The sequence below is a fragment of the Arthrobacter sp. CAU 1506 genome (genome assembly GCF_005047635.1).
Taxonomy (GTDB): domain Bacteria; phylum Actinomycetota; class Actinomycetes; order Actinomycetales; family Micrococcaceae; genus Crystallibacter.
In genome coordinates, this window is sequence record NZ_SUKC01000013.1 from 37,531 (window position 1) to 51,529 (window position 13,999).

12 protein-coding genes and 3 riboswitches are annotated in these 13,999 nt (G+C 67.7%); of the genes, 6 read left to right on the forward strand and 6 right to left on the reverse strand.

The features are described from left to right. Positions 1 to 34: 34 nt before the first annotated feature. From E4J89_RS14470 to E4J89_RS14490, 5 genes are all read right to left on the reverse strand, one after another. On the reverse strand, positions 35 to 745 hold the full coding sequence (locus E4J89_RS14470; RefSeq protein WP_136786860.1) for a response regulator transcription factor: 711 nt from the start codon (positions 743 to 745) through the stop codon (positions 35 to 37). 83 nt (positions 746 to 828) lie between these two features. Next, the gene (locus E4J89_RS14475; protein ID WP_136786861.1) at positions 829 to 1,656 is read right to left on the reverse strand and encodes a class I SAM-dependent methyltransferase; all 828 of its coding nucleotides are present in this window, start codon (positions 1,654 to 1,656) and stop codon (positions 829 to 831) included. Positions 1,657 to 1,840: 184 nt separating this feature from the next. Next, on the reverse strand, positions 1,841 to 3,496 hold the full coding sequence (locus tag E4J89_RS14480) for a DNA repair helicase XPB (RefSeq protein WP_136786862.1): 1,656 nt from the start codon (positions 3,494 to 3,496) through the stop codon (positions 1,841 to 1,843). Beyond that, a complete protein-coding gene (locus E4J89_RS14485) occupies positions 3,497 to 6,094 on the reverse strand; it encodes a helicase-associated domain-containing protein (protein ID WP_136786863.1) in 2,598 nt (865 codons plus the stop codon). Between the two features lie 75 nt (positions 6,095 to 6,169). Beyond that, the gene (locus E4J89_RS14490) at positions 6,170 to 6,424 is read right to left on the reverse strand and encodes a hypothetical protein (RefSeq protein ID WP_136786864.1); all 255 of its coding nucleotides are present in this window, start codon (positions 6,422 to 6,424) and stop codon (positions 6,170 to 6,172) included. Between the two features lie 230 nt (positions 6,425 to 6,654). Between E4J89_RS14490 and E4J89_RS14495 the strand changes: the two genes are divergently transcribed. Genes E4J89_RS14495 through E4J89_RS14505 form a run of 3 tightly spaced genes read left to right on the forward strand, consistent with a single transcriptional unit; the run spans position 6,655 to position 9,223 of the window. Further along, positions 6,655 to 7,038 (forward strand): cold shock domain-containing protein, encoded by a 384-nt coding sequence (locus E4J89_RS14495; RefSeq protein WP_136786865.1) that lies wholly within the window; start codon positions 6,655 to 6,657, stop codon positions 7,036 to 7,038. 9 nt (positions 7,039 to 7,047) lie between these two features. Further along, positions 7,048 to 7,908, forward strand: a complete 861-nt coding sequence (locus E4J89_RS14500) for a DUF3027 domain-containing protein (protein ID WP_136786866.1) — start codon at positions 7,048 to 7,050, stop codon at positions 7,906 to 7,908. A 49-nt stretch (positions 7,909 to 7,957) separates the two neighbouring features. Beyond that, positions 7,958 to 9,223, forward strand: a complete 1,266-nt coding sequence (locus E4J89_RS14505; protein WP_136786867.1) for an MFS transporter — start codon at positions 7,958 to 7,960, stop codon at positions 9,221 to 9,223. Between the two features lie 158 nt (positions 9,224 to 9,381). On the opposite strand, the gene serC is transcribed toward E4J89_RS14505, so the two are convergent. Continuing rightward, a complete protein-coding gene (gene serC, locus E4J89_RS14510; protein WP_136786868.1) occupies positions 9,382 to 10,515 on the reverse strand; it encodes a phosphoserine transaminase in 1,134 nt (377 codons plus the stop codon). Between the two features lie 249 nt (positions 10,516 to 10,764). Between serC and E4J89_RS14515 the strand changes: the two genes are divergently transcribed. From E4J89_RS14515 to E4J89_RS14525, 3 genes are all read left to right on the forward strand, one after another. Continuing rightward, on the forward strand, positions 10,765 to 11,460 hold the full coding sequence (locus tag E4J89_RS14515; RefSeq protein WP_136786869.1) for a metal-dependent transcriptional regulator: 696 nt from the start codon (positions 10,765 to 10,767) through the stop codon (positions 11,458 to 11,460). A 98-nt stretch (positions 11,461 to 11,558) separates the two neighbouring features. Then, a riboswitch (cyclic di-AMP (ydaO/yuaA leader) is annotated at positions 11,559 to 11,771 on the forward strand. 177 nt (positions 11,772 to 11,948) lie between these two features. Next, entirely contained in the window at positions 11,949 to 12,545 is a 597-nt protein-coding gene (locus E4J89_RS14520; protein WP_136786922.1) for a M23 family metallopeptidase, read from the forward strand. Positions 12,546 to 12,662: 117 nt separating this feature from the next. Further along, positions 12,663 to 12,835, forward strand: a riboswitch (cyclic di-AMP (ydaO/yuaA leader). Positions 12,836 to 12,838: 3 nt separating this feature from the next. Continuing rightward, positions 12,839 to 13,561, forward strand: coding sequence for an NlpC/P60 family protein (locus E4J89_RS14525; protein WP_136786870.1), 723 nt, complete (start codon positions 12,839 to 12,841; stop codon positions 13,559 to 13,561). Positions 13,562 to 13,795: 234 nt separating this feature from the next. Next, a riboswitch (cyclic di-AMP (ydaO/yuaA leader) is annotated at positions 13,796 to 13,996 on the forward strand. The last annotated feature ends 3 nt before the right edge of the window (positions 13,997 to 13,999 follow it).

Below are 13,999 nucleotides of genomic sequence, written 5' to 3' on the forward strand. Positions count from 1 at the left end.
GCAGGGATGCCGATCTCCAGCGTTCCACCATTGATCAGCGGCGGTCGGCGGTGCGCAGCAGGTACCCCACGCCGCGCTTGGTGTGGATCAGCGGCGGCGCATCCGGATTCGTATCGATTTTCCGCCGCAGGTAGGAGATGTAGGACTCGACGATCGAGGCGTCGCCATTGAAGTCGTACTCCCAGACATGGTCCAGGATCTGCGCCTTGGACAGCACTCGGTTCGGGTTCAGCATCAGGTAGCGCAGCAGCTTGAACTCGGTGGGGGAGAGGTCGATGACTTCGCCGCCGCGGCGGACTTCATGTGCATCGTCGTCGAGCTCCAGGTCATCCACCTGGATGACGGCGTCGTCTTCCAGCAACGGGCGGGTGCGGCGGAGCACGGCCCGGATGCGGGCCACCACCTCGTCCAGGCTGAACGGCTTGGTCACATAGTCGTCGCCGCCCACGGTCAGGCCGGTGACCTTGTCCTCGGTTTCGTCCCGGGCGGTCAGGAAGACCACCGGAAAATGGCGGCCGGAGGCCCGGAGCTTGCGGGTCACGGTGAAGCCGTCCATGTCCGGAAGCATGACATCCAGTACGGCTAAGTCGGGCAAATGTTCTTCGGCGGCGTCCAAGGCCTCGCGGCCATTGGCGGCAGCCACTACCTCAAACCCGGCGAACCGCAGCGACGTCGACAGTAGTTCGCGGATGTTCGGCTCGTCGTCGACGACCAGCAGTTTGGCTTCGGGCTCAAGCTTTTTCACGTTCCCAGTGTGCTCCCGGTTTCTGGGAGTTTGCTGAATGGATGCTGCAGGCAATCATGACCTGCGCTGAGACTCGGCGAGGGTCAGTCGCGGCGGCCGAAGAGTTCCACCGGGGCAAGCACGCCCTGCCGGACTCCCGCCGCCAAGTTGCCGATCTTCTGCTTGGCGTCCGTGCCCATATGCAGGTGCATGCCCAGCGGCGGGGCCTCGGAAGTGAATATTTTGTCCTGGGTCCGCTGCAGGAATTCAACCGCAAAACCGTGCCGGTTGCGTTCGCCCTCCAGCCGGAAGCCGGCCGCAGCCAGTGCGGCCAGATAGCCGGCCCGGTCTTCCACGAACGACGAGTCCGGCGTGGACGCCCAGGGCAGCGGAAACTGCGGCGTGCCCGCGCCCGTGGACATGATGTCGTAGAGGGCAAAGATGCCCGCCGGCTTTAGGACGCGGTGGATCTCGCGGAACGCTCCCGCCTTATCGGGAATGTTCATGCCCACGTGGAGCATGGTCGCCGCATCGAAAGTGCCGTCGTCGAACGGCAGCTTAAGCGCACTGGCCACGCTGAACTGGACGAGCCCCTCCAACCCGGAGCGCCGGGTGAGCGATGCGGCTGTCCGCACCGACTCGGGCGTGAGGTCCACGCCCTGGACGGCGACTCCCAGATGGTGGGCCAGATAGCGGGCGGGGCCGCCGATGCCGCAGCCGACGTCGAGCACCCGCATGCCCGCGTGCAGTCCGGCGCCTTCGGCTACGGACTGCGTGGCGTCGGTGCCGCCAATATGCAGCTGGTCCGCGGCGGCCAGCACGTCCGGGTCGATGTTGTCCGGATCCTGTCCAAGCGCAGCCAATCCGTCCAGGATCAGGGCCTCGAGGCCCGGGTTGTCGTAGTGGGCGGCGACGTCGTCTTCGATGTCCATGGCGGCCTCCAAGGGGTCACGATGCCACGAGTGTACGCCCGGACGGGCCCGGTCGGTCCGGCGGGCAAAAGCGTGGGTCCGCACGGCCAGCCACACGGGCCCGGGCAAAGCGTGGGTCCGCACGGCCAGCCACACGGCACGGGCAAAGCACGGCCAGCCACACGGCACGGGCAACGTGCCGGTTTTACCCCTGCACCACGTCCTTGGCGTCCTTGATGGTGTAGGCGTAGCCCTGCTCGGCCAGGAAGCGCTGGCGCTTGGCGGCGAAGTCCTGGTCCAACGTGTCCCGCGCCACCACGTTGTAGAACCGTGCGGACCGCCCGTCCGCCTTGGGCCGCAGCAGCCGGCCCAGGCGCTGGGCTTCCTCCTGCCGGGAACCGAACGACCCGGACACCTGGATGGCCACGGTGGCTTCGGGCAGGTCGATGGAAAAGTTGGCCACCTTGGACACCACCAGGGTCTGCAGCTCGCCGCGGCGGAACGCGTCGAACAGCCGCTGCCGTTCCTTGACGGAGGTGCTGCCCTTGATCACCGGCGCATCCAGATGCTCGGCGATCTCGTCCAGCTGGTCGATGTACTGTCCGATCACCAGCAGCTGTTCGCCCTCGTGCGCCTTCACCAGCGCATCCACCACCGGCGTCTTGATCGGGGACGTGGCGCACAGCCGGTACTTATCGACGTCGTCGGCCATCGCATAGGCCACCCGCTCGTCCCGCGGCAGATCCACCCGGACTTCCACGCAGTCGGCCGGAGCGATGTAGCCCTGCGCCTCAATGTCCTTCCACGGGGCGTCGTAGCGCTTGGGACCGATCAGTGAGAACACTTCACCTTCCCGGCCGTCCTCGCGCACCAGCGTGGCGGTCAGTCCCAGCCGCCGCCGGGCCTGCAGATCGGCCGTCATCCGGAACATCGGTGCCGGCAGCAGATGCACCTCGTCGTAGATGATCAGGCCCCAGTCATTGGCGTCCAGCAGCTCAAGGTGCGGGTACAGCCCGCCGCGGCGCATGGTCAGCACCTGGTAGGTGGCAATGGTGACCGGCCGGACCTCCTTGACCGATCCGGAATATTCACCCACGTCCTCGGCGGTCAGCGTGGTCCGCCGGACCAGTTCGTCCTTCCACTGGCGGGCGGCAACGGTGTTGGTCACCAGGATCAGCGTGGTGGTGGAACTGGTGGCCATGGCGGCCGCGCCCACCAGTGTTTTGCCGGCGCCGCAGGGCAGGACGACGACGCCGGAGCCGCCGGCCCAGAAGTTCTCCACGGCCAGCCGCTGGTACGGCCGCAGCTGCCAGCCGCCGGGTTCCGCGGATTCGGCCAGCGCGATCGGATGCGGCGTGCCGTCGACGTAGCCGGCCAGGTCCTCCGCGGGCCAGCCGAGCTTGAGCAGCAGCTGCTTGAGCTGCCCACGCTGCGAGGAATGCACCACGGTGGTCTCGGCGTCGATCCGCGGCCCCAGCAGCGGCTGGATCTTCTTGGCATGCATGACTTCTTCGAGGACCGGGTAGTCGGTAGTGCGCAGCACCAGGCCATGCTGCGGGTCCTTCTCCAGCCGCAGCCGCCCGTAGCGGGACATGGTCTCCTCGATGTCCACCAACAGGGCGTGCGGCACCGGAAAGCGCGAATAGGTCAGCAGCGTGTCCAGCACCTGCTCGGCATCCAGTCCCGCCGCGCGGGCGTTCCATAGCCCCAGCGGAGTGATCCGGTAGGAATGCACATGCTCCGGCGCCCGCTCCAGTTCCGCGAACGCGGCGATGGCATGCCGGGCCTCGTTCGCCTGCTCATGGTCCACTTCCAGCAGGATCGTCTTGTCGCTCTGGACGATCAACGGTCCGTTGGCCATTCAGCTGCCCTCCAGTAGTTCAATGTCCATCACCCGGTGGATGGAGACGGTGCGCTCGCTGTCCCGGTCGGGATCGAACACGCGAAGCCGGCCGCCGCTGACGGACAGCGGCAGCATGACCTGGCGCCGGTGGTTGCCGTCCGGATCCACAATCCCGATCCGCACGCGCTGCTTCAACCGGATGGCGGTCCGCAGCGTCTCCAGCGTCAGCAGCGGACCCGCCTCTGCTGCTGGCCCGGCCGGGGTTCCGGTGCTCCGCAGTGCCGCGAGCTGGGCGGCGCTGGCTTCGGCGGTGAGCTCCCAGGGGTTGGTTTTCACCGGGAACGACGACGGCGCCCGGCCGGCTTTCGCCGTCGCGGCACCCTCTGCTGGGGTGCCGTCCGCAGCGAAACTGCCGGTGCGTGCGCCAGCGCCGGTGCCGCCGCCCAGTGCCACGCCGTCGTCGGCTTCCGGGGCCGGCGCATAGCCCCACTGGCGCAGTGCGGCGAGCAGGTCTCGGCTTGCGGTGCGCGAGACCGCCACCGTGGGAGCCAGCCGGCGCAGGCCCAGCCGGGCGGTGCGCGGGTCGGCGAGCAGGTCGGTCAGCATGTCCGCGTCGTCGCTGCGCAGGAAGCTGGCGGCCGCGCCGAGCCTCAGCACACCGTGCCGGTTCGCGGTGTCCTTCACCAGGTATCCCAGCGGCTGCGGGACGCCGGTGGCCGAGTGACGGGTCAGGAAGCCGAGGATTTGTGCCGCATCGCGCCCCGCGTCCAGCGCGTGCCGGATGCTGTCCGCCGAGAACCGGTAGATGGTGGCCGGGCCTTGGCCTTCTGCGGTGGACAGCAGGGACAGTTCGGCGGCGATGTCCGGTGCCAGATAGCCGGGCGCCACGGCCGTCAGGTCCGCTTGCAGCACGAATTCTTGCAGCGGTTCGGGCAGTTGGGCGGCCAACAGCTCAACTGCCTCGGCAAGCCTGTCCTGCGCCAGCGCGCGTCCCAACCCGGTCAGTGCGCCGGAGCCCAGCAGCCCCAGCCGTGCCGCCTCGGTCAGGATGCCCGGCACCAACCGCTCGAACCGGCGCTGCTGGCGCGGCCGGCGCCAGACCAAGTAACCGGTGACCTGTTCCGGCGAGGGCGCCGGGGTGCTGGCGGGGGCAGCGGAATCCGGTTTATTGTCCGGCACGTCGGTGCTGCCGGCCGCAGAGCCCGGCGTGCACAGTTCGTCCAGCGCCTCCAGTACCCGGCGCCGGACGGCCGGTGCATCGGGCCGGGATGCTTCGGCGGCCAGCGCGTTGATGGCGGTGTCCGACGGCGTCCTGCCGCCCACCAGCGAAGGCGCGCGGTCCAGTTGCAGCCAGGCCGACACGAGCAGCAGCCACTGGTCCTGGCGTGCCAGCGAGCCGAACATGGCGTCGGCGTGGACCACCCAGCGGGAGGTATCGACGTCCAGGATCAGCAGTCCGGCAGCGGCTGAGAGTTCCAGCAGCCAGCTGGTTTCGTCCGCTTCGACCCGCAGGGAGTCGGCCAGCCGACGGACCTCGCGGATGCCTACTCCGCCGGCACGCAGGGTGGCAACCGGGCCGCGGCGGACCTGGTCCAACAACTCGGCCACCAGCCGCAGCGTCTCGGCCACTGCGGAGAAGGCGGCATTGTCGCGCAGGGAATCCCGGATCGGCCGGGCAGTTGCCGCGGGCGGCATGGTGTGCCACGGATCGGCCAGCGCACCGCCGCGCACCGCAAGTCCGGCCGGGCAGGGGAGTTCCACGTGCGTCGCGTCGATGGGCACCAGCAGCCCGTGTGCTGCCAGCCAGTCGATGGGTGATGTCGCCTCGCGGGGACCGCTGCCCGCCAATGGGTGTGGCAGCGCGCCGAGCGGGGAACGGCGGAACTTTCCGAGCAACTCGGCGGTGTGCTCCGGTGCCTGCGCGATCAGCTCAGGCCAGGTCCGCGGGTCGGACAGCCAGCGGTCGAGTTCGGCGGCCGCGCTGGCCGCGCGGGTGGCCGCCGGGGCGGTGCGCTCGCCCGAGCCGGTCTCGGGGGACTCGGTAGGAAGCTCGTAGCCGGCCTCGCGCAGCAGCCGCACCGTGCGCACCAGATGGTCCGCTGCCACCTGACTGGCCGCCGCCAAGGCGGCGTAGCTGCGGCCCAGGCCTGCCGGATACGGTCCGAGGGCTTCGGCCAGGCTGGCCACCGGAAGGTAGGCCGGGGGCTGCAGGAGGTCTCCGCCGTCGTCAGCGGGAAAAGCACTGTTGTCGGATGAGAGCGGGGCCGCGCGCAACAGCAAGGCAAGATCCTGCAGGCGGGCCAGACACGCGTCCAGGTCCAGTTGCCCGGCTGTGCCCGGCTGCGGCACCAGCAGGGGCTGCAGGGAACGGGCGTTTGCGGAGCGGCCGGCATCAACATCAGTGCTGAGCACTACAGCTTCAAGCACCTCCAGCTCGGGGCGGGAGAGGTTCTCCAGCACCCGCTGGAGGCTGATCCGTGTGCAGGCCCGGGCCGCCAGGGCGGAAAAATCCGGCACCGGCGGCAGGCAAAGATCCGGCCGGGCAGCGAACAGCTGGCGCAGCTCGGCGTCGCTGCGGGCGGCCAACTGGCCGGCCAAGGCGCGGATGGAGGACACCGGATTAACGTTACCCCGCACTACTGCGGCCGACGCCGCCCGGGAGGCCCGCCGTCACCGGCCCGCGTGGTGCCGCTAGCTGCTGCGGCGGCGCCGGATGCTGCCGGCCATCAGCAGCACCATCAACACGAAGGCGATCGGGAAGCAGAACCAGGCTAGCCCCATGAAACCCGTCCACACCGGGTTCCCTGCCATGGCACCTGCCAGAATGACGCCCAAGCTGCCGAGCCCTGCCAGCAGTACTGCGATGGCTGCGAAAACGAGCACACGGTGCAGCGCACCCGACTCAGCGGGGCGCGGCGGATTCTGGGCAGGAACGGATCCGGGCATGGCTCCAGATTAACTCCCCGCCGTGCCTCGGCCCAATCCCGCCATCATGCCAGCAGCGGAAACGGCCGCGTCTCGGCCTCCGCTGTCTGTGGAACAAGCTAATCTAGAGACAGACTTTCCCCGCCACGCCGCGGCCGCGCCTGCGGCCGGTGTACTGCCGGCGGGACACATGGTAAGAACGCAGCAGCGGGCGGTACCGCCGCAACATTAAGCAGAACGAGGTAAGCAAAGTGCCCATCGGCAAAGTCAAGTGGTTCGACACGGAAAAAGGCTTCGGATTCCTGGCCAGCGAAGACGGCCAGGAAGTATTCCTGCACGCGTCTGCCCTGCCGGCCGGCGTCAAGGACGTGAAGGCCGGCACCCGGATGGAGTACGGCATCGCTGACGGCCGCCGCGGCCCGTCCGCACTGTCCGCCCGCATCCTCGACGCCGCTCCCTCGGTGGTGCGCGCAACGCGCAAGCCGGCCGAGGACATGGCCGTCATCACCGAAGACTTGATCAAGCTGCTGGACGGTATCTCTAACGGGCTGCGCAAGGGCCGCTATCCGGAACGCTCGCACGCGTCCAAGGTGGCAGCGGTACTCCGCCGCGTGGCCGACGACCTGGACGCGTAAGCGGACTTGATGACCGAAAACCTGACCGGCTCCAGCGCTGAAACAGCGCCCGTGGAGCAGCCCGACGCCGGCGAGCCCACGGCGGAGGCCGCGCCGCCCCGACGTCGTCCTGCGCGTCGCACCCCCAAACTGGACCTTGTCCTGGCCGCGGCGGTGGACCGTGCCCGGGAGGGTGTCCTGGACATCGCCCCACCCGAACAAATCGGTGCACACGTCGGCAGCGTTGCCGACGGCGACCGCCTGGTCACCCACCGGTTCGAAGCGAAGCTGGCCGGCTACGCGGGCTGGCAGTGGTACGCCACGTTGGCCCGGGTGCCGCGCGGCAAGGACGCCACGGTCTGCGAAGTGGGCCTGCTGCCGTCGGAGAAATCGCTGCTGGCTCCGGAGTGGGTGCCGTGGGCGGACCGGGTGCGGCCTGAGGAAGTGGCGGCAGCGGCCGAAGCCGAGGCGGCTGCGGCAGCCGAAGCGCAGGACGACGCCGACTCCGCGCCGGTAGCGGACACGGCGGAGGAAGTCTCTGAACCCGTGGACCAAGATGCAGCGGCAGAGGAAGCTCCCGCCGAGGCAGGCGAGGACGAGGTTACCAACGAGGAGACCTCGGCCACCGCGGGCGAGGACGACGCAGCGAACGAGGAAGCCTCTGCCTCTGAGGGCGAGGACGACGCAGCGAACGAGGAAACCTCTGCCTCTGAGGGCGAGGACGAGGCAACGAACGAGGAAACCTCTGCCTCTGAGGGCGAGGACGAGGCAACGAACGAGGAAACCTCTGCCTCTGAGGGCGAGGATGCAGCGGATCCTGCCGCTGGCGAGAAGCTGACAGAGGCAGCAGCAACCGATACGACCGAGGATTTCACCGAAGCCACGTCCTGACGTGGCCGATGGACGAGGCAGGTTTCGCAGCCGGAAGGGGCGGTAAAGCATGTTTCGTTCCTTGCGGCTGTTCAATTACCGGATCTGGTTCATCGGGGCGCTGATCTCCAACATCGGCACCTGGATGCAGCGGACGGCCCAGGACTGGCTGGTGTACGACATCCTCACCGAGCAGGACGCCGCCGCCATGGGCATTGTGATGGCGCTGCAGATGGGGCCGCAGCTGCTGATGGCGCCGTGGGCAGGGCTGGTCGCCGACCGGTTCGACCGGCAAAAGCTGCTGATGGCCACGCAGATTTCAATGGCGGTCCTGGGCCTCGCACTGGGCTTGATGGTGATCGCCGATGTGGCGCAACTGTGGCACGTGTATGCCTTCGCGCTGGCGCTGGGCATGGTGACGGCGGTGGACGCCCCGGCGCGGCAGACTTTCGTCTCCGACCTGGTCCGCGACGACTACCTGCCCAACGCGGTGGCGCTGAACAGCACCTCGTTCAATCTGGCCAGGATGATCGGTCCGGCGATTGCCGGCGTGCTGACCGTAGCGATCGGACCGGGCCCGGTGTTCCTGATCAACGCCGCCACCTTCGCGGCAATGATCGCCGCGTTGCTGGCCATCCGCAGGCAGGAACTCCATCCGCGACAGAAGGTTGCCAAAGGCCGCGGCCAAATCCGCGAGGGCTTCCGGTACGTGAAGGACCGGCCGGACCTGGTGGTGGTGCTGACCGCCATCTTCATCATTGGAACCTTCGGCCTGAACTTCTCCGTGTTCGTGGCGTCTATGGCGCGGACCGAATTCGGCGGCCATGCCGGTGACTTCGGCGTGCTCTCCTCGGTGATGGCAGCCGGTTCGGTTACCGGAGCGCTGCTCAGCGCACGCCGGGACCGGCCGCGGCTGCGCTATATCTTCGGCGCCTCGGTGGCCTTCGGCGTTGCCTGCACGGCGGCGGGCCTGGCCCCCACAGTCTGGCTCTTCGGACTGGCTCTGGTGCCGGTGGGGGCAGCGGCCATCACCATCATGACCAGCGCCAATGCGTACGTGCAGACCACCACCGACCCGATGATGCGCGGACGCGTCATGTCCTTGTACATGGCCATCCTGATGGGCGGAACTCCGCTCGGTGCACCCCTGGTCGGCTTGGTGTCCAACAGTTTCGGCCCGCGCTGGGGGCTGGGTGTGGCAGCGCTGTCCGGTGTGGCCGCCGCCGCCGTCGGAATATTGTGGGCCTGGCGCGCGCACCACATGCGGCTGCGCTTCGACCGTTCGGCCCCGCGGAAGCTGAGCATCACCTACGGCGTGCCGGACCGGCCGGTCTAAGCGCCGCGGCGGTCCGGATCGAACGGTCCGGACCCAACCGCGTCAACGGTCCGGGCCAACCGCGCCGGACCCAATCGCGCCAAACGGTTCGGACCAAACAATAAGGTCCGGCTCCCCGCGATCGGGCAGCCGGACCTCATCATGGCACGGTGCGGCGGTTAGCCTTGCAGGCGGTCCACCACGTAGTCGATGCAGGAGAGCAAGGCGCTGACGTCGTCCGGTTCGACTGCGACGAAGGTGGCGATGCGCAACTGGTTGCGGCCGAGCTTGCGGTACGGCTCCACGTCCACCACGCCGTTGGCGCGCAGCACCTTGGCTACGGCCGCGGCATCAACTGACTCGTCGAAGTCGACGGTGGCGATGACGTTCGAGCGGTGCTCCGGGTTGACGACATACGGCGTCGCGACCGCGGAAGCCTCAGCCCACTGGTACACGCGCCCGGCGGAGTCGGCGGTGCGGGCGGAGGCGAAGTCCAGCCCGCCGTTGCCGTTCAGCCACTCGATCTGCGCATTGAGCGTGACCAGGGTGGCCAGCGCCGGCGTGTTGTAGGTCTGGTTCTTCAGCGAATTATCGATCGCGGTTTCCAAGTTGAGGAAGTCCGGAATCCACCGGTCGGTGGCGCCGATCCGGGCCGCTCGTTCCAGCGCGGCGGGGGAGAAGGCGCCAAGCCAGAGTCCGCCGTCGGATGCGAAATTCTTCTGCGGCGCGAAGTAGTAGACGTCGCTCTGGGTGACGTCGACCGCCAGACCGCCGGCGGCCGAGGTTGCGTCGATGAGAACCAGGGCGCCGTCGTCGGCCCCATCCACACGCTGCACCGGAGCGGCGACGCCGGTGGACGTTTCATTCTGCGCCCAGGCGTACACGTCCACGCCGGCCTCGGCCCGCGGCTCCGGCCGGGAACCGGGCTCAGCGGTGATGATGCTGGATTCGGCCAGGAACGGTGCCTTGTTGGTGGCGGAGGCGAACTTGGAGCTGAACTCGCCGAAGGACAGGTGCTGGGCCTTCTGTTCAACCAGTCCGAACGAGGCGACGTCCCAGAATGCCGTCGAGCCGCCGACGCCGAGGATGATCTCGTAGCCCGCGGGCGCCTTGAAGAACTCCTTGAGTCCCTCGCGGACGCTGCCCACCAGATTCTTGACCGGAGCCTGGCGGTGCGACGTTCCCAGCAGGTTGCGGCCCGCGGCGACCAGCGCGTCGACCTGTTCCGGACGGACCTTGGAAGGACCGGCGCCAAAACGCCCGTCCTTCGGTAGCAGGTCGGCGGGAATGCTGATGGACTGGGTATCGCTCATGAATACCTTTCCTGGCGTGATGGCAGTGATCTTGATGGCAGTTCACCGTTGAACGCCCGTATCATTCTGCCCCAACGGCGGCGGGCGCCGTTAGTCGGAACCGGCAATGTTGCGCGGCACCCCGGCGCGGCTACCAGCGGCAAGACTGCCGGTCGTGTAGGGAAAACAGGCTAGGCTGGAGAGGGGCCCCACCCTCATGCCTGCTGCTGGAGCAGCCTTTTTCACCGCGCGCCGAGGAGCAAGAACCAATTGACTGATCTCATCGACACCACCGAGATGTACCTGCGCACCATCCTCGAACTCGAAGAAGAGAACATCGTCGCGCTGCGCGCCCGGATTGCCGAGCGGCTGCGCCATTCCGGCCCCACCGTCTCCCAGACGATCGGCCGGATGGAGCGGGACGGACTGGTGGTCGTCACCGGTGACAGGCACTTGGAGCTGACCGAACTGGGCCGGCGGAGGGCAACCGAGGTCATGCGCAAGCACCGGCTGGCCGAGCGGTTGCTCTCTGACGTCATTGGCTTGGACTGGGCCTACGTCCACGACGAGGCCTGCCGCTGGGAACATGTGATGAGCGAAAGGGTGGAGCAGCGTCTTTACGAGTTGCTGGGCAAGCCGACCGTTTCGCCGTACGGCAACCCGATCCCCGGGCTGGAGGCGCTCGGAGGGCAGCCCGCCGAGGAGTCCGCCGCCGGCCTGCTCAACCTGGCCCAGGCGATGGGCACTTATACGCCCGACAAGCAGGTCAGCATCATCCGGTTGGCAGAGCCGATCCAGGTGGAGCCGGAACTGTTGACCCAGTTGGAGGAGGGCGGCCTGAAACCGGGTGCGACGCTGCAACTGGCCACCGCAGGCGAATACATCTCCGTGCGCGTGCCGGGCATCGAAGGCGCCCTGGAATTGCCGCCGGAGGTCGCCGCCCACATCTTTGTGTCGATGGAATGAATCGTTGCGCCGCGGAATCTCGCGGCGTGGATAACGGATTTATTACTTTCGCGTAGTTTTCCGTATAGTTGTGCCGGGCACCGAGATGTCGGTCCCGCACCCTCCGCAAGCCGAACCCTGTCGGCGGGGGAGTGTATCCGTGAGACAGGGGCGGAGGACCCACCAAGCGGCAGTTTATTCGCTGCCTTGGGGTGAAGCCGCAGCGGGCAAAGCCTCGGTGAATCGTTCCACTGAGCTCTGTGCGGTGCGGCCGAGTTTTCTCTTGACTCGAATCCGACAGCTAACTTCGCAGGCGCTTTGGGAGAGGTATATAGATTTTGGCAGGACACAAAGCCTCGGGGCGGCGACGTTCAACCGCCCCGGTCGAATACACACGCCCGCGCGCTGCGACAGCCGGCCGGCGACGTGCCCAGCCGGCACCGTCCCCAGTAGCAGCGGCCGCCCGCGACGTCGGTCATAAGACCGCGATTGTCGCCGCCGCCTCCGGCATGGTGCTAACCGTCATACTTCCGACGACGGCCGGCGCCACCGCCGACGGCCCGCAGGAAGCAGTAGCAGCCAGCAGCATCTCCGCGGCCACCGAAGCACGCCTGACGTTTGAGCGCGCGGGCCTGACCAGCAAGTTCGACCCGGACACCAAGCTGAAGCAGGTCATGGTCGCCTCCGGCGGAAAGACCAAGGCGATCGGCAGTGCGGGAACGCTCTCGCAGCCGATGGACGAGCTGATCAAGACCTCGCCGTTCGGCTACCGGGTCAGCCCCATCACCGGTTACGCGGGTGAACTGCACACCGGTCAGGACTACGGGGCCCCTTGCGGCACGCCCGTGGCAGCAGCGGCAGGCGGCACCGTCGTCGAGGCCGGCTTCCAGGTTGGCGGCGGCGGCAACCGGATTGTGGTGGACCACGGCAACGGCCTGGAGACCACCTACAACCACCTGAGCACTATCGATACGACCGTCGGCGCCACCGTGGCCCGGGGCGAAGTGCTGGGCGATAGCGGCACCACCGGAGCGTCAACCGGCTGCCATTTGCACTTCGAAGTCATGGTCAACGGCAAGCTGGTGGACCCTACCGGCTGGCTCTGACTGACACGCCGTAACCGGAATGTGACTCAGACGCCAAACTGTTATAAGGTTTCACCTGTGCCTGGCAATTATTGCCAGGCACCTTCGGGCGGAATGCCGAACTCTGCCGTCGCCCGAAGTTCGTTCGCACCGAATCGCATGGCAGAGGCGGGGGAACCACTTCCCGGACGTCTCAGGACGTCCTTGGGGTAAAGCCGATCAGGCCCGGGCCACCAGCTCGGAAGCCGGCCGGCCGGATGACTCCCATCCGAACCCGACAGCTCACCTCGCAGGCATTTGGGAGAGGTACAACCGTGTCCAAGAGCATTACTGCGGGCCGCCACCGTGCGACCCCTGTCCGCACCAGCCCGCTTGAGACGATTTCCAAGGCTGTTTCCGCAAACGCCGGAACTGTTGGACGCCAAGGTGCCGTTATCGCCGCCGCTACCGGCCTGGTTCTGACCGGTGCCATTCCGGCGCAGGCCGTCAGTGCAGAACGCAGTGTCGACGCACCGGCCCGCGTGCAGGTGGAAGCCGTGCAAGCTTCGGCAGCCGTGAAACTGACCTTTGAGCGGTCCGGAATTACTTCCACTCCGGCACCGGAGACCGTGGTCCAGGCCGTATCGAACGAGATCAACCCGACGACCGGCGACGACGCCGCGTCGGGCCAGGGCAAGTCGGCCAAGAAGGGCGGCGAAGCTGCCGCCAGCGGCGCAGCCGGCGCCATCGTGGCTGCCGCCTACGCCCAGATCGGCGTGGGACAGGACTGCACCGCGCTGGTCGAGAACGCGCTGCGCGCGGCGGGCTACTCGGTCGGCGACCTCGCCCCGGCACAGTTCTTCGCTTACGGCACGCAGGTTTCCACGCCGCAGCCGGGCGACATCATCTACTACGCCAACGGCGGCGCCGGCGTGGCCCACGTGGCCATCTACGTGGGCAACGGCCAGGCCGTCCACGGCGGCTGGGCCGGCTACAGCACCGTCCTGGGCAGCGCCTACATCGGCTCCGGCCCGGTGTTCATCCGCCCGGCGGGCTAAGGCCCCCGACGCCTTGCTCTGCGGTTCGTATCGCGGCGCGCCTTCCGGGGCGCGCCGTCGGTCATTAAAGCCACCGTGCACGACGGCGAAACCCGGCGTGCTGTCTCGTTTCGGTGCGTGCGGGACAACCGCCGTAACCTAAAGATCACCGTTCCGTGATCAGAACGTGACAATAGGCGTCGGATCGTATACGCTGTTTCTCGTGCCAGCTGCCAGACGGCTGGTGCCTCCGGGTGGATTGCCGAGCTCTGCCACCGTCCGGAGTTCGTTCGCAAAGACTTCGCGGGCAGAGGCGGGGGAACCAAATTCGGGTTCCGTACAGGAACCCTTGGGGTTAAGTCGTTACATCTCTCAGGTTTTGCCGGGGAGAAGTGCGGCCGGGTGCACTCCCATCCGAATCCGACAGCTCACCTCGCAGGCATTGGGAGAGGCCTTTAA